We start from the raw sequence: 16893 nt of genomic DNA on the forward strand, positions 1-16893 counted from the left end.
TCATCCTACGCCGAGGTCGAAGAGCGCCGGCGCCTCCTCGGGGCGCTCGTGGAGCCACGTGTGCCGGTGCAGGGCGCTCGGGCCGTGCTCGGCGAGGGCGGCGAAGTGCCCTCGGCTCGAGTAGCCCTTGTTCTCGTCCCAGCCGTAGAGGGGCAGGTCGTCGTGCGCGCTGCGCATGCCCCGGTCGCGATGCACCTTGGCGATGACGGATGCCGCGGCCACCGACGCGCAGTCGCGATCGGCCTTGATCCGCGTGGTCACACGGGCACGGTGCTGGATCGACGGGCTCAGCCAGTCGTAGTTGCCGTCGAGCAGGAGCGGCGCATCCAGCGCGACCTCCTGCGCGGCGGTGAGCGCGGCGTAGGCGCGGGCACCGGCGAGGCCGAGGCACGCCATGATGCCGAGCTCGTCGATCTCGGCGGCGGATGCCTCGCCCACCGCCCAGCCGCTCACCCACGCCGCGGCGCGCGGCGCCATGGCCTCGCGGCGCGGCTCGGTCATCAGCTTCGAGTCGCGGAGTCCGGCCGGCATCCGGCGCACCGACGCCTCGATGAGCACGAGCCCGACGGCGACCGGCCCGGCGAGCGCACCGCGGCCGACCTCGTCGCAGGCGAGCACCACGGGAGCCCCGGTGTCGAACAGCTCGCGCTCGACCTTGAGATTGGGGATCGCGGTCGGCGACATGTCAGCCCGTGCCCTCGTCGACGCCCTCGAAGACCTCGGGGTAGTTGCCGAGCCAGGCCCAGTGGTCGATGGGCCAGCTCACGACGAACGCGCGCCCGACGACGTTCTCGATCGGCACGAAGCCCTTGAGCGGCGTCTCGCCGTTGTAGCGCGAGTCCTTGGAGTTGTAGCGGTTGTCGCCCATCACCCACAGCGAGTCGTCGGGCACGATGGTGTCGAAGTCGTCGCGGGAGACCTTGGTCTCGCCGGGCGGCAGCGCGACGTACGGCTCGTCGAGCGGAACGCCGTTGACGCTCATCTGCCCGAGTGCGTTGCAGCAGGTGACGTGGTCGCCCGGCAGGCCGATGACCCGCTTCACGAGATGGTCGTTGGAGTCGGGGGCCGAGAGCCCGACGAACGCGAGGAACCAGTCGATCGCGGCCACGAGCGGCGGCTGCACCGTCTCGGGGCGGGCCGGGAGCCAGCCGCCCGGATCCTTGAACACGACCACGTCGCCGTGCTCGATCGGCGTCACCTCGGGCACCAGCTGGTTGACGATGATGCGATCGTCCATCACCAGCGTCTGCTCCATCGACTGCGACGGGATGAAGAACGACCGGATGAGGAAGGTCTTGATGAGGAAGGAGACCAGCACCGCCACCACGAAGATGACGAGCAGGTCTCGCAGGAAGAGCAGCGTGCTCCGTTTCCTGCGTGCCGACGCCGAGCCCGCGCGGTCTGTCCGCGTGGTGCTGATTTCTTCTGTCATTTAACCGCCCGAGCTCCCCACCCAGTCTAGGGGTGAGGAGCTCGGTCGGAATGCCGTGCCGCTCGCGACGCGCGGGCGGATGCGACGACGGATCAGCTGTCGCGCTTCTCCTTGATCTTCGCCTTCTTGCCGCGGAGCTTGCGCAGGTAGTAGAGCTTCGCGCGACGGACGTCACCGCGGGTCACGACCTCGATGTGGTCGATGACCGGCGAGTGCACCGGGAACTTGCGCTCGACGCCGACCTGGAAGGAGACCTTGCGGACGGTGAAGGTCTCGCGGACGCCCTCGCCCTGGCGGCCGATGACGACGCCCTGGAAGACCTGGATGCGCGAGCGCGTGCCTTCGATGATGTTGACGTGCACCTTGACGGTGTCGCCGGGGCGGAAGTCGGGGACATCCGACCTCAGGCTCGCGGCGTCGACATGGTCGAGGATGTGCATGATGGTTCGCTCTCTGCGCCCGCCACCGGTCGAACGCGGATCATTGATGGAAGTGTGTGGTGCCGCCTGCGCGATCACTCGCGCGGTGCGTCCTCCCCGGAGGCAGAGTCCTGCGGCGGCACAATCGTCTATTGTGCCATGCCGGGGCGCTGCACGCCAAAGCGGGCGAACGGATGCCACGCCGGGTGCTGCAGCGTCAGTCGCGCACCTCGCGCACGACGATGACCTCGCCGTCGTCGTCGCCGAAGGGCGGGCGCCGCGCCGGCATCTCGCCCTGTGCGTCTGGTGCGGGCCGGGACTGCGCCGTGGCGACGCGTTCGAACTCCTCCATGGTGGCCTGCACGCGTCGCGCGCCGTCGGAGACGAGCTGCCAGATCGCGGCCCAGAACGCGCCGATGGCGAGGAGGATGGCGGCCACGCCCAGGAATCCGGATGCATCGCCGTAGAAGCCGATGCCGATGATCGAGGCGTGCCACAGGCCGACCACCGCCACGTCGGTCCAGGAGGCGGCGCGCTCGGCACGCACGGTGGGGCGCGCCCACACGAGGAGCGCGATGATGCCGAGGGCGACGAACGCCACCGGCACGGTGATGATGAGACCGAGGGTGCCCCATCCGCCGCCGCCGAAGACCGCCCACCCCACGGCGAGCCAGATCGGCAACACGACCGTCGCCGCCACCAGCCACCTGAGGAATGCCCGCCGGATCAGCATGCCCACAGCGTAACGCCGTGCGCCTGCGCGCGGGCCGGGTGTTCACTCAGGGCGGACCCGGCAGAATGGTCTCGGAGAGGATGAGCGTGATCGAACTGAGGACCCCGTCGGAGATCGAGCAGATGCGTCCGGCCGGCCGCTTCGTGGCGAGCGTCCTGGAGGCGACGTCGAAGGCCGCCGCGGTGGGCATGAACCTGCTGGAGCTCGACGCCCTGGCGCACGAGATGATCCGCTCGGCCGGCGCGGAGAGCTGCTACATCGACTACCACCCCTCGTTCGGAGCGAGCCCGTTCGGCAAGGTGCTGTGCACCTCCGTCAACGACGCGGTGCTGCACGGCCTCCCCCACGACTACCGCCTCCGCGACGGTGACCTGCTGAGCCTCGACTTCGCGGCATCCGTCAACGGCTGGGTCGCCGACTCGGCGATCTCGATCGTGGTCGGCACGGCACGCGACGAGGACCTGCGCCTGATCGACACGACGCGCCGCGCCCTCGACGCCGGCATCGCCGCCGCGCGCCCCGGCCACCGCATCGGCGACATCTCCCGGGCCATCGCCGACGTGGCGAAGGCCGAGGGCTACTCGATCAACACCGACTTCGGCGGTCACGGCGTGGGCCGCACCATGCACGGCGACCCGCACGTGCCCAACAACGGCCGCCCCGGACGCGGGCTGCCCTTGAAGCCGGGCCTCGTGATCGCGATCGAGCCCTGGTTCCTCGAGACGACCGACCGGATCTTCACCGACCCCGACGGCTGGACGCTCCGGAGCGCGGACGGATCGCGCGGCGCGCACTCCGAGCACACCATCGCGATCACGGACGGCGACCCGATCGTGCTCACGCAGCGCGGCTGAGCGACGCCCGCCTCGTCGGTCGCGTCATCCGTCGAGCTCGACCTCGACCATTCCGCCGACGATGCGCGTGCGGTACGTGCGGAGCACCAGCGCCGCGTCGGTGAAGCACTCGCCGGTGCCGAGGTCGTAGACCTCCTTGTGCAGGGGCGAGGCGATGGTCGGCCGGTCGCCCCGGGAACCGACGATCCCGCGCGCCATGACGGGCGCGCCCGTGTGCGGGTCGTAGTGGTCGACGGCGTAGACCTCGTCGTCGGCGAGCCGCACCAGGGCGACCTGTCGCGCGCCCAGCAGGGCCACCTCGCCCCACCCGGGTTCGAGGTCGTCGACCTCGCACGTGCGCTCCCAGGTGGTCGTCATCTCGATCGTCGGCGGCATCCCGGCTCCTCTCGTCGTGCGGACGACGCTACGTTCCGGGTGTTTCACCCTCGCCCACGAGGTGTTTCACCGAGGTGAAACCCGCCTCACATCGCGGTGAGGCGGACGTGCGTTCGGGTGCGGATGCGGTTACCCCGACGTAACAGGGCCGAAACCCCCTCGCCGTACGCTCGCCATCAATCGAGCCACGGAGGCAGCCATGACCGAGACCCCCCACGCCACCCCGGGCGTGCGCGACGTCCTCATCGTCGGCGGCGGGCCGGCGGCGCACCGACTCGCCGACAGCCTGCACGCCCGCGACGCTGAGCGCACCCTGCGGGTCACCGTCGTCGGCGAGGAGGTGCACCGGCCCTACGACCGGGTCGCGCTGAGCACGAGGCTGGCGGATGCCGCGACGGACCTCACCCTCGAGCCCACCCGCATGTGGGACGAGGGCCACACCAGGCTCGTCACCGGCGAGCGCGTGACGGGCATCGACGGGGTGGCACGCACCGCGACCACCTCGGCCGGCACGCTGCTGCGTTGGGACGAGCTCGTCCTCGCCACCGGGTCGAGCGCGCCCGTCCCCGACCTCCCCGGCTCCTCCCACGCTCGGGTATACCGCACGATCGACGACGTCGACGCGCTCGTCGCCGAGACCCGCGACCTCGCGGCTCGTCGCGGCCGCCCGGCGCAGGTCGTCGTCGCGGGCGGTGGCCTGCTCGGCCTCGAGGCGGCCGGCGGGCTCGCCAAGCTCGGCGCGCACACCGCCGTCGTGCACTCGGGCGGCTGGCTCATGTCGGCGCAGCTCGACGAGGGCGCCGGTCGTGCGCTCGGACGGATCATCGCCGGGCAGGGCATCGGCCTGCACCTCGGCGCCCGCCCGTCGGCCGTGGTCGTCGAGGGCGACGCCGTCACCGCCGTGGAGCTCACCAACGGCCGGCGCATCGACTGCGACCTCATCGTCTTCGCCATCGGCATCAGCCCTCGCGACGAACTCGCCCGAGATCTCGGGCTCGAGCTCGGGCCGCGCGGCGGGGTCGCCATCGACACGGCGTGCGCGGCATCCGCACCGCATATCTGGGCGATCGGCGAGGTGGCGAGCTTCGAGGGCCGATGCACCGGCCTCGTCGCGCCGGCCAACGCGATGGCCGAGGTGGTCGCCGACCGGCTGCTCGGCGGTGCGGCGGAGTTCACGAGCGTCGACGACGCGACGAAGCTGAAGCTGTCGGGCGTGGACGTCGCGAGCTTCGGCGACGCGCTCGCGCGAACGGAGCAGGCGCTCGAGATCGTCTACGCCGACCCCGCTCGCGGGCTCTACCAGAAGCTCGTGATGACCGACGACGCGAAGACCCTACTCGGCGGCATCTTCGTCGGCGACGCCTCGCCGTACGCGTCGCTGCGGCCGCTGCTCGGCACGCAGCTGTCGAGCGAGCCGGCCGCCTACCTCTCGGCGTCGGGCATGGAGGCGCCAGCCGGTGATGAGCTGCCCGCGGGCGCCCTCGTCTGCGCGTGCAACAACGTGAGCGCGGGGACCATCCGCGACGCCGTCGCCGGTGGCCACGCCGATCACGTCGAGGCCTGCACCGACCTCGGCGAGCTGAAGGCCTGCACTCGCGCCGGGACGCAGTGCGGTTCGTGCGTGCCGCTCGTGAAGAAGCTCCTCGAGTCCGAGCTCACGAAGGCCGGCATCACGCCCTCGCGGGCGCTCTGCGAGCACTTCGCGCTCTCGCGCCAGGAGCTGTTCGAGTCGATCCGCGTGCTCGAGCTCACCTCGTTCGACGAGATCGTCGCGCGCCTCGGCACGGGGCGAGGCTGCGACGTCTGCAAGCCCGTCGTCGGGTCGATCCTCGCCACCCAGCACGGGTCGTACATCCTCGACGGCGGCCGCGGCGGCCTCCAGGACACGAACGACCGCGCCATGGCCAACATGCAGAAGGACGGCACCTACTCGGTCGTGCCGCGCATCCCCGCCGGCGAGATCACCCCGCAGAAGCTCGCGGTGATCGCCCAGGTCGCCACCGACTTCGGCCTCTACACCAAGATCACCGGCGGCCAGCGCATCGACCTGTTCGGGGCGCGGCTCGACCAGCTCCCCGACATCTGGAAGGTGCTCGTCGACGCCGGCTTCGAGTCGGGTCAGGCCTACGGCAAGGCGCTCCGCAACGTGAAGAGCTGCGTGGGCTCGACGTGGTGCCGCTACGGCGTGCAGGACTCCGTCGCCATGGCCGTGCAGCTGGAGCTCCGCTACCGCGGCCTCCGTTCACCGCACAAGCTGAAATTCGGCGTCTCGGGATGCGCTCGCGAATGCGCCGAGGCCCGCGCCAAGGACGTCGGCGTCATCGCGACCGACCAGGGCTGGAACATGTACGTCGGCGGCAACGGCGGGTTCCAGCCCGCGCATGCGCAGCTGCTCGCGAGCGACCTCGACGACGAGACCCTCCTGCGCTACATCGACCGCTACATCATGTACTACATCCGCACGGCCGACCGCCTCCAGCGCACCGCACGCTGGATCGAGGACGTGGAGGGCGGCCTCGACCACGTGCGCGACGTCGTCGTCAACGACTCGCTGGGCCTCGCCGAGGAGCTCGAGCAGGCCATGGCCCGGCACGTCGACACCTACGAGGACGAATGGGCGGCGACCCTCGCCGATCCCGACCGGCTCCGACGGTTCCGGTCGTTCGTGAACGCCCCGAACACGCCCGACCCCTCCATCGCGCGGGTGCCGGAGCGCGACCAGTTCCGGCCTGCCACCGCCGAGGAACGGGAGCGCGGCGAGGCCGTGCTCGTGGCCGGGACGACCATCCCCGTGCGGGGAGCCGACGCATGACCGGCCGCGTGACCCTCGTCGGCGGCGGCCCGGGGCGTGCCGACCTGCTCACCGTCGCCGCGGTGCGCGCCCTCGGCGAGGCGGATGTGGTGCTCGTCGATCGCCTCGCGCCGTACGAGGCGCTCGCGGAGTACGCGCCGACCGCCGCGCTCATCGACGTCGGCAAGCGGCCCGGCCACCACGCCATCCCGCAGCACGAGATCGAGGCGCTCCTCGTCGAGCACGCGCTGGCCGGGCGGCACGCCGTGCGCCTGAAGGGCGGCGACCCCTACGTGCTCGGACGCGGCAGCGAGGAGGTGCTCGCCTGCCATCGTGCCGGGGTGTCCGTCGAGGTCATCCCCGGCGTCACGAGCGCCGTCTCGGTGCCCGGCGCCGCGGGCATCCCCCTCACCCACCGCGGCCTCAGCCATCTCTTCACGGTCGTGTCGGGCCACGCGCCGCTGACCGCGACGGAGCTCGAGCACCTCGCCGGTCTCGGAGGCACCATCGTCGTGCTCATGGGCGTCAACTCACTGCCGTCGCTCACGGCCGGACTCGCGCGCTTCGGCATGCCGGCCGACATGCCCGTGGCCATCGTCGAACGCGGCTTCCGCCCCGACCAGCGCACGACCGTCGGCTCGCTGACCGACATCGTCGTGGCCGCCGGCCGCGCCGGCGTCACCTCGCCCGCCGTCGTGGTCGTCGGCGAGGTCGTGCGCCTCGCGCACGACGGCGACACGAGCGCCGCCGAGCTCATGGAACGTGCCGCCGGGTTCGCGGCGGTCGCGTCATGACCGACGTCATCGAGTGCGCGCCGGGCTTCCGGCCCGACCAGCTCGAGGGCTTCCGCATCGGGGTCACGAGCGACCGGCGCTCCGCCGACCTCATCGACGCGCTCGCCCGGCGCGGAGCCCAGGTGCTGCACGCGCCGACGCTGCGCATGGCCAACGCGGTCTCCGACGACCCGGTCATCGCCGACACGCGCGCGATCATCGCGGCCCGACCCGACGTGCTCCTGGCCACGACCGCCTACGGCGTGCGGCGCTGGTTCGAGGTGGCGGATGCCGCGGGCCTCGGTGAGGACCTCGTCGACGCACTGTCCGACACGGCGATCCTCGTGCGCGGGCCGAAGGCGCGCGGAGGCATCCGGGCCGCCGGACTCAACGACGTGGGCATGAGCGCCGAGGAGACGACGGAGTCGCTCATCGACGAGGTGCTCGCGACCCACCCACCGGGCCTGACCGTCGCCGTGCAGCTGCACGGGTTCCTGAACCCGTCGCAGCTCGACCGCCTGCGCGACGCCCACGACACCGTGCTCACGGTCGAGCCGTACCGGTGGATCGAGACGGACGAGGACGACGACCGGGTCGACCGGCTCATCGACGCGACCTGCTCCGGGGGCCTGGACTGCATCACGTTCACGAGCGCCCCCGCCGTGCACGCACTGTTCAGCGCCGCCGAGGCGCGCGGGCGCTACGACGACCTCGTCGACGCCATGTGCGGCCCCGTCGTAGCGGCCGCGGTCGGCCCCGTGACCGCTGCGCCGCTCGTCGCGGCGGGCATCACGCCGATCCAGCCCGAGCGCTACCGCATGGGCGCCCTCATCCGGCTCGTCTGCGAGCACCTCGAGTCGACGCGCGTCATCCGCCTCGAGACCCGACACGGAGCGCTCGCGCTGCGCGGTTCGGTCGTCGACGTCGCCGATCGCCGCGTCTCCCTCGCCCCGGTCGCCCTGATGATCCTGCGGGCGCTCGTGCAGGCGCGCGGCTCGGTGGTCGGGCGGGAGCGGCTCGCCTCGGGGCTGCCGGGCACGAACGACGAGCACGCCCTCGAGGTGGCGCTCAGCCGCCTGCGGCAGACGATCGGGGTGCCGGGGCTGATCGCCACCGTGGTCAAGCGCGGCTACCGGATCGACGTGTGACCACGACCTCACACGACGGTGCGGCCAGGGTGAGCAGGTGGAGACGCAGGGTTTACGACCGGACCGATCCGCGGAAACACCACCCCCATAGCGTCGGCAGCACGAGTTCGACCCCGTGACCGACACCCCCGGAGGCACCGATGACGCAGACCGTGAGCAGCGCTCCCCCGCACGCCGCAGCACCCCTCGCCGCTGACCCGACCACGACCACGACGGCCGCGCCGCCGCTGGCGACCCGGCCCGGTCGCTGGATCGACCACTGGAACCCCGAGGACCACGCCCAGTGGGAGTCGGTCGGCCGGGGCATCGCCCGTCGCAACCTCCGCTGGTCGATCTTCGCCGAGTTCCTCGGGTTCGTCGTCTGGCAGCTCTGGTCGATCGTCGCCGTGACGCTGCCGAAGGCGGGCTTCGACCTCGACACCGGCCAGGTGTTCTGGCTCATCTCGATCCCGAGCCTCGTGGGCGCGACCCTCCGCATCCCGTACTCGTTCCTCGTGCCCCGCTTCGGCGGTCGCAACTGGACCATCGTTTCGGCCGGCCTGCTCCTCCTGCCCACGATCGCCCTCGCGGTGTGCGTGTCCAACCCCGAGACGCCGTTCGGGGTGCTGCTCCTGGTCGCGGCGCTGGCCGGCTTCGGCGGCGGCAACTTCGCGAGCTCCATGTCGAACATCACGTTCTTCTACCCGCAGCGCGAGAAGGGCTGGGCGCTCGGCCTGAACGCCGCAGGCGGCAACCTCGGGGCATCCGTGGCCCAGTTCGTCGTGCCGATCGTCATCACGATCGGCGCCGGCGCGACCCTCAACGTGCCCCTCGCCGGCATCATCTGGGTGCCGCTGATCCTCGTGGCCATGTTCGGCGCGTACCGGTACATGGACAACCTCTCGAGCGCGAAGGCGGACTTCGCCGGCTCCGCCGCGGCGCTCCGGGAGCCGCACCTCTGGATGCTGTCGCTCCTCTACATCGGCACGTTCGGGTCGTTCATCGGCTTCGCGAGCGTCTTCCCGAAGCTCATCGCCGACCAGTTCCCCGAGTTCTCCGCGATCAGCGTGGGCGGCGCGTCGGTCTCCCTCGCCTTCCTCGGCGCCCTGGTCGGGTCCCTCGCCCGCCCCTACGGCGGCCGCCTCTCCGACCGGTTCGGCGGCGCCCGCATCACGATGGCCGCGTTCGCGGTGATGGGCACCGTGACCCTCGCCGTGCTGCTGACGCTCCCGGTGGCGAGCTTCTGGCTGTTCCTGGGCCTCTTCCTGCTGCTGTTCGCCGCGGCCGGCATCGGCAACGGCTCGACCTACCGCATGGTCCCCGTGGTGTTCGCGGTGCGCGGCGGCGGCGCCGGCGACGTGTCCACCCAGCGCAAGGCGGCCGCGGCCCTCGGCCTGATCTCCGCGATCGGCGCGTACGGCGGCTTCCTCATCCCGCAGGCGCTGAACCTCTCGTTCCAGTCCACCGGCGGGTACGCCGCCGCGTTCCTCGGCTTCGTCGCCGCCTACGTCGTGCTCCTCGTGCTCACCTACGTCGTCTACGTGCGGTCGAGCCGCCTCCGCGAACACAAGATCTGAAACGAGTCCGGATGCCCCGTCCCGCCGCCCCCTCGCACTGCCCGTACTGCGCGCTGCAGTGCGCGATGACCCTCACGCCGACGGATGCCGCGGACGACGCGACCGCTGCGACGCCCGTGACCGTCAGCGGCCGCGACTTCCCCACGAACCGCGGCGGCCTGTGCAAGAAGGGATGGACGTCGGCGGAGTTGCTCCGCGCACCGTCTCGCCTCGGCGCCCCGCTCCTGCGGGGCGCCGACGGCGCGCTCCACGAAGCGTCGTGGGAGAAAGCGCTCCACTTCGTCGCGGCGCGCCTGCGCGGCATCCGCTCGGCGCACGGCGCGGACGCCGTGGGCGTCTTCGGCGGTGGCGGGCTCACGAACGAGAAGGCGTACCTGCTCGGCAAGTTCGCACGGCTCGCGCTGGGCACGAGCCGCATCGACTACAACGGCCGGTACTGCATGTCGTCGGCGGCTGCGGCCGGGAACCGCGCGTTCGGCGTCGACCGCGGCCTGCCGTTCCCGCTCGAGGACCTCGACGGGGCGCGCACCGTGCTCCTGCTCGGCACGAACGTGGCCGAGACGATGCCGCCGTTCATCGGGCACCTCGCGGGCGCGCAGGCCGCGGGCGCCCTCGTCGTCGTCGATCCCCGGCGCACGGCGACCGCGCGCCTCACCGACGATGGGAAGGGCCTGCACGTGCAGCCGGCGCCGGGCACCGACCTCGCCCTGCTGCTGGGCCTCATCCACGTCGTCATCGCGGAGCGCCTCGTCGACGCCGACTACGTGGCTGCCCGCACGACGGGGTTCGAGTCGCTGCGCCGCAGCGTCGCGTCGTGGTGGCCCGAACGCGTGCAGTCGGTGACCGGCGTCGCGGCGCTCACCCTGAAGCGGCTCGCGCGGCGCCTCGCGTCGGGAGACGGCACGTACATCCTCACCGGGCGCGGAGTGGAGCAGCACGTCGACGGCACCGACACCGCGACGGCCGCGATCAACCTCGCACTGATTCTGGGCCTCCCGGGCCGAGCGGGCAGCGGCTACGGCACCCTCACCGGCCAGGGCAACGGGCAGGGCGGCCGCGAGCACGGGCAGAAATGCGACCAGCTGCCGGGATACCGCAAGATCACGGATCCCGAGGCCCGTGCCCATGTCGCTCGCGTGTGGGGCGTCGCGCCCGAGGACATCCCCGGGCCCGGAGTGCCGGCCGTGGAGCTCCTGCAGTCGCTCGGGCGTCCGGGAGGCGTGCGCGCCCTGCTCGTGCACGGGTCGAACCTCGTCGTCTCCTCGCCGAACGTGGAAGCCGTGCGCGAGGGCATCGCGCGACTCGACCTCCTCGTGGTGTGCGACTTCTTCCTCTCGGAGACGGCGGCGCTCGCCGATGTCGTGCTTCCGGTCACCCAGTGGGCCGAGGAGGAGGGCACGATGACGAACCTCGAGGGCCGCGTCATCCGTCGCCGCCGTGCCATCACCCCGCCCTCGGGGGTGCGCGACGAGCTGTGGATCCTGTCGGAGCTCGCCCGCAGGCTGGAGTGCGGCGCCGCGTTTGACACCGATCCCGAGCGGGTGTTCGACGAGCTCCGCGACGCGTCGGAGGGCGGCATCGCCGACTACTCCGGCATCGACTACGCCATGCTCGACCGCGGCGAGGCGGCGTACTGGCCGATGCCGCGGGGCAGCGCGGGCACTCCGCGCCTCTTCGCCGACCGGTTCGCGCACCCCGACGGGCTCGCCCGGCTGGTGGCCGTGTCGGTGCGCGAGTCCGCGCGGCCGCGCCCGGCCGACGGCGAGCTCACCCTCGTCACCGGACGGCTCCTCGAGCACTACCAGAGCGGCGCCCAGACCCGGCGGGTGCCCGAGCTGCTCGGCGCCCAGCCCGAGGCGTTCGCCTCGATGCATCCGGCGACCGCACTGCGCCTCGGCATCGACGACGGCGATCCGCTCGAGCTCAGCAACCCGCGCGGCACGATGCGCTGCCGGGCGAGGCTCACGACCGACATCCGACCCGATGACGTCTTCCTGCCGTTCCACTACGGCGACGCCCAGGCGGCCAACCTACTGACGAGCGACGCGGTCGACCCGATCTCGTCGATGCCCGAGTTCAAGACCAACGTCGTGCGCGTCACCCGCGTCGCGAGCCGCATGGAAGCCGGGGTCCCCGCATGAGCGCACTGAGGATCGTCCTCGTCGGATACGGCCCCGTCGGCGCCCGCTTCGTCGAGGAGCTGCTGCCGTCGGTCGAGCGCGGCGACATCGCGCTCACGGTCGTCGGCGGCGAGCAGACCGAGGCCTACAACCGGGTGCTCGTCGCCGAGTACGCGGTCGGCAACACCGACCTCGACGCCATGCTCGTCGGCGATGCGGCGGCCGCCGAGGCGGCGGGTGCCCGCATGCTCGTGGGCGTGGCTGCCACCTCGATCGACCGGGCGTCGCGAACGGTGCGGCTCGGCACGGGCGAGGAGCTGCCCTACGACCGTCTCGTGCTGGCCACCGGGTCGCGCGCGAACGTGCCGACCCTCGACGGCGTGGAGCGGCACCGCCGCGACCTCTCGTCGCTCGAGAAGTACGCGCGGCAGCTCGTGGCGCGCGACGACGAGCTGCCCGAGGGCATCACGGCGCTCCGCGACCTCGCCGACGCCGAGCGGGTGCTCGAGGCCGTGCGCGCTCGTCGCCGCATCATCGTGCTGGGCGCCGGGGTGCTCGGCCTCGAGCTCGCCCTCGCCGCGGCCCATGCCGGCGCGCAGGTGTGCGTCGTGCACCACGGGCCGCACCCCATGCCGCGCAACCTCGACCGCGGGGGCGGGCAGGTGCTGCGCGCAGCGCTGCGGCGCACGGGCATCACCGTCATCGCGCACAGCCGTGCGGAGGCGATCGCGTTCCGCACGGACGAGAACGGCCGGCGCCGGTTCGACATGCTCGTCACCGCCGACGGCAAGCAGCTGCGCGGCGACCTGCTGGTGCTCTCGTGCGGCGTGAGCCCCCGCAACGAGCTGGCCACCCTCGCGGGCCTGCGCACGGCCGTCGGCGTCGTCGTGAACGAGCGGCTGCAGTCGTGGAGCGACCCCGACGTGTACGCGATCGGCGACTGCGCCCAGGTCACGCCGCGCACCGATGAGCTCGCGGGCCAGCGCGTGCTGCCCGGCGCGCCGTCGGGCCTCATCGGACCGGGCTGGCGCCAGGCGTCGTGGCTCGCCGCCGCGTTCACCGAGGAGGCAGCGGGGCGCGGGGCGGATGCCGCGGTGCCGGGCGAACGGGACCCGATCGTGATGCTCAAGGCCGAGCACATCGACGTGGTCGCCGTGGGCGAGATCGCGACCGACCCGTGGGACGACGACGCCCTGCATCCGCGCCGCCGCGTCTCGCAGTGGGCCGATCCCGAACACCTCCGCTACGTGAAGATGGTGACCGAGGACGGCGTGCTCACCGGCTTCGTGAGCGTCGGGATGCCGCGCACCGCCGCCGAGCTGACGCTCCTGTTCGAGCGGCGCGGCGAACTGCCCGCCGACCGCTCCCTGCTGCTGCGGTTCGACGGTCCCGACTACGATCCCGCGGCCGACGCCGACGCGTTCGCGCCGTCGAGCACCGTGTGCTGGTGCAACGGCGTCACCGTGGGGCGCATCGAGGAGTCGGCAGCCTGCGGCAACACGACCGTCGAGTGCGTGGGCCGGGACACGCGTGCCGGCACGGGATGCGGCGGCTGCAAGGGCCGCATCGCCGACGTGCTCGCACGGGCCGCGGAGGCGGGCGGCACGCCGAGCCTCACCGCCTGAGGTCGCCGACGGGGAGCCCGCTCGTCGCGCGCTCCCGAAGGGTCGGCGTCGCCGCCGCCATTCGTACGCCTCAGGCGCGCTCGCGGCGCGCGGCGTCGACCTGCTCGTACCGCTCGAGCACCAGTTCGACGAGCTCGCGCGGCGCCGGGCGGTCCGGCAGCAGCAGCGGATCGGCGATGACGTCGCCGCCGGCCGCGGTCGCGGCGTCGTAGAACGTGCCGGGCGCCAGCAGGTACGGCCCGACGACGATGCGCGAGCCGGGATGCACCTCGCGGATCATCTCGATGGCGTCGGGCAGGCGCGGGATCGCGGCGGCGATGAACCCCACGGTCACGGGCCGGCCGAGGCGCTGGCCGAGGCGGCGGGCGGTCTCGAAGCACTCGCGCACCGCGCGGGGGTCGTTCGAGCCCGCGGCGGCGAGGAGCACGGCGTCGCCCTCGGCGAGGCCGAGGGCCGCGAGGCGATCGGCGAGCACCGAGACGATGCGCTCATCAGGTCCGAGCTCTGGGGCGAGCTGCGCGCCCCCGCCGATGCGGTCGAGGCCGAGCGACAGGCCGGTGCGCACGTGGAAGCCCGCCGAGAGCACCAGCGGCACGATGACCGCGTCGGGTTCGGCGTCGGCTGCGAGGGCGGCCGCGACATCCGCGTTGCTGGCATCGACGAAGCTGATGGATACGCCGACGTCGGGCCGCTCCGAGGCGACGGCGTCGACGAGTCGGATCACGGCCTCGCGATTCGCGGCCGACGGCGCCCCGTGGGTGACGGCGACGAGACGGAGCGGGTGGGGGCCCAGCCGGTCATCGGGGAGGCCTGCACCACTCGACCCGACCATCTCCGAACCCCGCGCTCTCCGGCGGAGTCCGCTGTCGGCCGCCGGTTTCGACGCTATGCACGGCGTGTTTCGCGGACGGCTCCCGAGTGTTTCCGGGAGGTGAAGACTGCCTCACGCCGTGCCGCGACATCCGTGGGCGCCCGTGGGCACGTGTCGGGCGGGCGTGACGTCGTGCGACGATGCAGCCGCGCGCTACTCGGCGAGCAGCTCGGGCCGCACGCGACGGGTGCGCTCGACCTGCTGGTCGTGCCGCCACGCGGCGATCGCGCCATGGTTGCCCGACAGCAGCACCGGCGGCACGTCGAGGCCGCGCCAGGTGGCGGGCTTGGTGTAGCTGGGATACTCGAGCAGCCCGTCCTCGTGGGACTCCTCGACGAGGCTCTCGGGGTTGCCGACGACTCCGGGCACCAGGCGCCCGGCGGCCTCGATCATCGCCATCACGGCGACCTCGCCGCCGTTGAGCACGTAGTCGCCGAGGCTGATGAGCCGCACGCGCATGCGCGTCGCGAAGTGGTCGACGACGCGCTGGTCGATGCCCTCGTACCGCCCGCAGGCGAAGACGAGGTGCGGCTCCTGCGCGAGCTCGCGGGCCGTGGCCTGGGTGAACGGCTCGCCCGCGGGCGACGGCACGACGAGCAGGGCGTCGGATGCCGCATCGCCGACGATCGCGTCGATCGCCTCGCCCCACGGCTCGGGCTTCATGACCATGCCCGCACCGCCGCCGTACGGGGTGTCGTCGACGGTGCGGTGCCGGTCGTGGGTGTGCTCGCGCAGGTCGTGGGTGCGGACCTCGATCAGCCCCGTCTGGCGCGCCTTGCCGAGCAGCGACAGGTCGAGCACCGAGAAGAAGTCGGGGAAGATCGTGACGATGTCGATCCGCATGGCCCGACCCTACTCGGCGGGGTGGTCGTCGCCGCCGGATGCCTCGGGCTCGCCGTCGGCGGATGCCTCGGGCTCCGCCTCGGCGGGCGCGTCACCCTCGGCCGTTTCCGGCTCCTCGACGAGCTCCTCGAAGAGGCCGGGCGGCGGCGTCACCGTCAGCGTGCCGGCCTCGATGTCGACCTCGGGCACGATCGCCGCGACGAACGGGACCATGATCTCCCGCCCGCCGGACTTCACGATCAGGAGGTCCTGCGCCGGCAGGTGGTCGACGTGGGTGACCTGGCCGATGCGCTCGCCGTCGCGGATGACCGCGAGCCCGACGAGCTGGTGGTCGTACCACGCGTCGTCCTCGGGCGACTCCTGGTCGACGTGCTCGACCCAGAGGATGGCCTTCGCGAGGCCCTCGGCCGCGGTGCGGTCGTCGACCCCCTCGAAGAACCCGACCGGGTGGCCGTTGTACCAGCGCACCTCACGGAGCGTGAGGTGCTTGCCGTGCCAGGGCGAGGACTCGGGGACCTGCAGCGAGAACTCGGCGCCCGGCACGAAGCGGCGCTCGGGGTCGTCGGTGTAGAGCTCGAGCTTGATGGCGCCCTTCAGGCCGTGCGCCTTGGTGAGGCGGCCGACCCTGAGCTGCGTTCGGGGTGCGTCGGCCACGTCAGTCGTCGGTGTCGACGACGTCGACGCGAACGCGGCGGCCGTCGGCGAGTGCGGTCACGAGGGTGCGGAGCGCCTTCGCGGTGCGGCCGGCACGGCCGATCACGCGACCGAGGTCCTCGGGGTTCACATGAACCTCGAGGACCTCGCCGCGTGCGCTCGACGCGGAGACGACCTTCACGTCGTCAGGGTGATCGACGATCCCCTTGACGAGGTGTTCGAGCGCGGACTGGAGCAAGGCCTAGGCCTCGTCCGTCGCGGTCTCGTCGGCGGCGGGCGCCTCGGCCTCGGCAGCCTTGGCGGGCTTCTCCGACTTCGGCTTCAGCACCGGCTTCTTCTTGTCGTCGGCGACGAACCCGGCCTTGGGCTCGGCGACCTTGACGGTGGACTTCGCGTCGGCGTCGCCCTTGAACTTGCCCCAGTCGCCCGTGAGCTTGAGGATCGCGGCGACCTGCTCGGTCGGCTGAGCGCCGACGGAGAGCCAGTACTGGGCGCGGTCGGAGTCGACCTCGATGAACGAGGGGTTCTCGGTGGGGTGGTACTTGCCGATCTCCTCGATGACGCGACCGTCGCGCTTGGTGCGCGAGTCGGCGACGACGATGCGGTAGTACGGCGCACGGATCTTGCCGAGGCGCTTGAGACGGATCTTGACAGCCACAATTCTCCTGAAAATGTTGTGAGGTGGGCGAACTGACAGCC

At 72.3% G+C, this 16893-nt stretch carries 17 protein-coding genes; 7 read left to right on the forward strand and 10 right to left on the reverse strand.

What is annotated here, in order from left to right:
• The 4 genes from AC1DZA_RS06625 to AC1DZA_RS06640 form a co-directional block, all read right to left on the reverse strand.
• Positions 1 to 684, reverse strand: a complete 684-nt coding sequence (locus AC1DZA_RS06625; protein ID WP_309979214.1) for a ribonuclease HII — start codon at positions 682 to 684, stop codon at positions 1 to 3.
• Between the two features lies 1 nt (position 685).
• On the reverse strand, positions 686 to 1432 hold the full coding sequence (lepB, locus tag AC1DZA_RS06630; RefSeq protein ID WP_476763256.1) for a signal peptidase I: 747 nt from the start codon (positions 1430 to 1432) through the stop codon (positions 686 to 688).
• A gap of 92 nt (positions 1433 to 1524) precedes the next feature.
• On the reverse strand, positions 1525 to 1872 hold the full coding sequence (gene rplS / locus AC1DZA_RS06635) for a 50S ribosomal protein L19 (protein ID WP_108595571.1): 348 nt from the start codon (positions 1870 to 1872) through the stop codon (positions 1525 to 1527).
• 196 nt (positions 1873 to 2068) lie between these two features.
• Complete coding sequence (locus tag AC1DZA_RS06640) at positions 2069 to 2584, reverse strand: hypothetical protein (RefSeq protein ID WP_476763255.1); 516 nt, start codon at positions 2582 to 2584, stop codon at positions 2069 to 2071.
• Between the two features lie 86 nt (positions 2585 to 2670).
• Between AC1DZA_RS06640 and map the strand changes: the two genes are divergently transcribed.
• Positions 2671 to 3438, forward strand: coding sequence for a type I methionyl aminopeptidase (gene map / locus AC1DZA_RS06645; protein ID WP_476772133.1), 768 nt, complete (start codon positions 2671 to 2673; stop codon positions 3436 to 3438).
• A gap of 24 nt (positions 3439 to 3462) precedes the next feature.
• On the opposite strand, the gene nirD is transcribed toward map, so the two are convergent.
• Entirely contained in the window at positions 3463 to 3813 is a 351-nt protein-coding gene (nirD, locus tag AC1DZA_RS06650) for a nitrite reductase small subunit NirD (RefSeq protein WP_476772134.1), read from the reverse strand.
• Between the two features lie 199 nt (positions 3814 to 4012).
• On the opposite strand from nirD, the gene nirB reads away from it, so the two are divergent.
• From nirB to AC1DZA_RS06680, 6 genes are all read left to right on the forward strand, one after another.
• Complete coding sequence (gene nirB, locus AC1DZA_RS06655; protein ID WP_476772135.1) at positions 4013 to 6625, forward strand: nitrite reductase large subunit NirB; 2613 nt, start codon at positions 4013 to 4015, stop codon at positions 6623 to 6625.
• A complete protein-coding gene (gene cobA, locus AC1DZA_RS06660; protein WP_476772136.1) occupies positions 6622 to 7398 on the forward strand; it encodes a uroporphyrinogen-III C-methyltransferase in 777 nt (258 codons plus the stop codon). The genes nirB and cobA overlap by 4 nt, the downstream gene beginning before the upstream one ends.
• Entirely contained in the window at positions 7395 to 8525 is a 1131-nt protein-coding gene (locus AC1DZA_RS06665; protein WP_476772137.1) for a uroporphyrinogen-III synthase, read from the forward strand. The genes cobA and AC1DZA_RS06665 overlap by 4 nt, the downstream gene beginning before the upstream one ends.
• A gap of 140 nt (positions 8526 to 8665) precedes the next feature.
• Positions 8666 to 10081 carry an MFS transporter gene (locus AC1DZA_RS06670; protein WP_476772138.1) on the forward strand — a complete coding sequence of 472 codons (1416 nt, stop codon included), beginning with the start codon at positions 8666 to 8668 and terminating at the stop codon, positions 10079 to 10081.
• Between the two features lie 11 nt (positions 10082 to 10092).
• Entirely contained in the window at positions 10093 to 12222 is a 2130-nt protein-coding gene (locus AC1DZA_RS06675; RefSeq protein ID WP_476772139.1) for a molybdopterin oxidoreductase family protein, read from the forward strand.
• On the forward strand, positions 12219 to 13826 hold the full coding sequence (locus tag AC1DZA_RS06680; protein ID WP_476772140.1) for an FAD-dependent oxidoreductase: 1608 nt from the start codon (positions 12219 to 12221) through the stop codon (positions 13824 to 13826). The genes AC1DZA_RS06675 and AC1DZA_RS06680 overlap by 4 nt, the downstream gene beginning before the upstream one ends.
• Before the next feature lie 70 nt (positions 13827 to 13896).
• Here the strand turns inward: AC1DZA_RS06680 and AC1DZA_RS06685 are convergent, their stop codons facing one another.
• From AC1DZA_RS06685 to rpsP, 5 genes are all read right to left on the reverse strand, one after another.
• A complete protein-coding gene (locus tag AC1DZA_RS06685; protein ID WP_476772141.1) occupies positions 13897 to 14658 on the reverse strand; it encodes a sirohydrochlorin chelatase in 762 nt (253 codons plus the stop codon).
• A gap of 192 nt (positions 14659 to 14850) precedes the next feature.
• The gene (gene trmD, locus AC1DZA_RS06690) at positions 14851 to 15540 is read right to left on the reverse strand and encodes a tRNA (guanosine(37)-N1)-methyltransferase TrmD (RefSeq protein ID WP_476772142.1); all 690 of its coding nucleotides are present in this window, start codon (positions 15538 to 15540) and stop codon (positions 14851 to 14853) included.
• Between the two features lie 9 nt (positions 15541 to 15549).
• Positions 15550 to 16194, reverse strand: coding sequence for a ribosome maturation factor RimM (gene rimM / locus AC1DZA_RS06695; protein ID WP_476772143.1), 645 nt, complete (start codon positions 16192 to 16194; stop codon positions 15550 to 15552).
• 1 nt (position 16195) lies between these two features.
• Complete coding sequence (locus tag AC1DZA_RS06700) at positions 16196 to 16432, reverse strand: RNA-binding protein (RefSeq protein WP_056651189.1); 237 nt, start codon at positions 16430 to 16432, stop codon at positions 16196 to 16198.
• A gap of 3 nt (positions 16433 to 16435) precedes the next feature.
• The gene (gene rpsP / locus AC1DZA_RS06705) at positions 16436 to 16852 is read right to left on the reverse strand and encodes a 30S ribosomal protein S16 (RefSeq protein WP_309979249.1); all 417 of its coding nucleotides are present in this window, start codon (positions 16850 to 16852) and stop codon (positions 16436 to 16438) included.
• Positions 16853 to 16893 lie beyond the last annotated feature (41 nt).

The sequence above is a fragment of the Agromyces sp. P2_B3 genome (assembly GCF_056404815.1).

Coding starts and splice junctions, on each gene's coding strand:
- AC1DZA_RS06675 (WP_476772139.1), top strand. CDS start 10,093: ATGCCCCGTCCCGCCGCCCCCTCGCACTGCCCGTACTGCGCGCTGCAG.
- cobA (WP_476772136.1), top strand. CDS start 6,622: ATGACCGGCCGCGTGACCCTCGTCGGCGGCGGCCCGGGGCGTGCCGAC.
- AC1DZA_RS06680 (WP_476772140.1), top strand. CDS start 12,219: ATGAGCGCACTGAGGATCGTCCTCGTCGGATACGGCCCCGTCGGCGCC.
- trmD (WP_476772142.1), bottom strand. CDS start 15,540: ATGCGGATCGACATCGTCACGATCTTCCCCGACTTCTTCTCGGTGCTC.
- AC1DZA_RS06665 (WP_476772137.1), top strand. CDS start 7,395: ATGACCGACGTCATCGAGTGCGCGCCGGGCTTCCGGCCCGACCAGCTC.
- AC1DZA_RS06625 (WP_309979214.1), bottom strand. CDS start 684: ATGTCGCCGACCGCGATCCCCAATCTCAAGGTCGAGCGCGAGCTGTTC.
- AC1DZA_RS06670 (WP_476772138.1), top strand. CDS start 8,666: ATGACGCAGACCGTGAGCAGCGCTCCCCCGCACGCCGCAGCACCCCTC.
- rplS (WP_108595571.1), bottom strand. CDS start 1,872: ATGCACATCCTCGACCATGTCGACGCCGCGAGCCTGAGGTCGGATGTC.
- nirD (WP_476772134.1), bottom strand. CDS start 3,813: ATGCCGCCGACGATCGAGATGACGACCACCTGGGAGCGCACGTGCGAG.
- lepB (WP_476763256.1), bottom strand. CDS start 1,432: ATGACAGAAGAAATCAGCACCACGCGGACAGACCGCGCGGGCTCGGCG.
- AC1DZA_RS06685 (WP_476772141.1), bottom strand. CDS start 14,658: ATGGTCGGGTCGAGTGGTGCAGGCCTCCCCGATGACCGGCTGGGCCCC.
- AC1DZA_RS06640 (WP_476763255.1), bottom strand. CDS start 2,584: ATGCTGATCCGGCGGGCATTCCTCAGGTGGCTGGTGGCGGCGACGGTC.
- nirB (WP_476772135.1), top strand. CDS start 4,013: ATGACCGAGACCCCCCACGCCACCCCGGGCGTGCGCGACGTCCTCATC.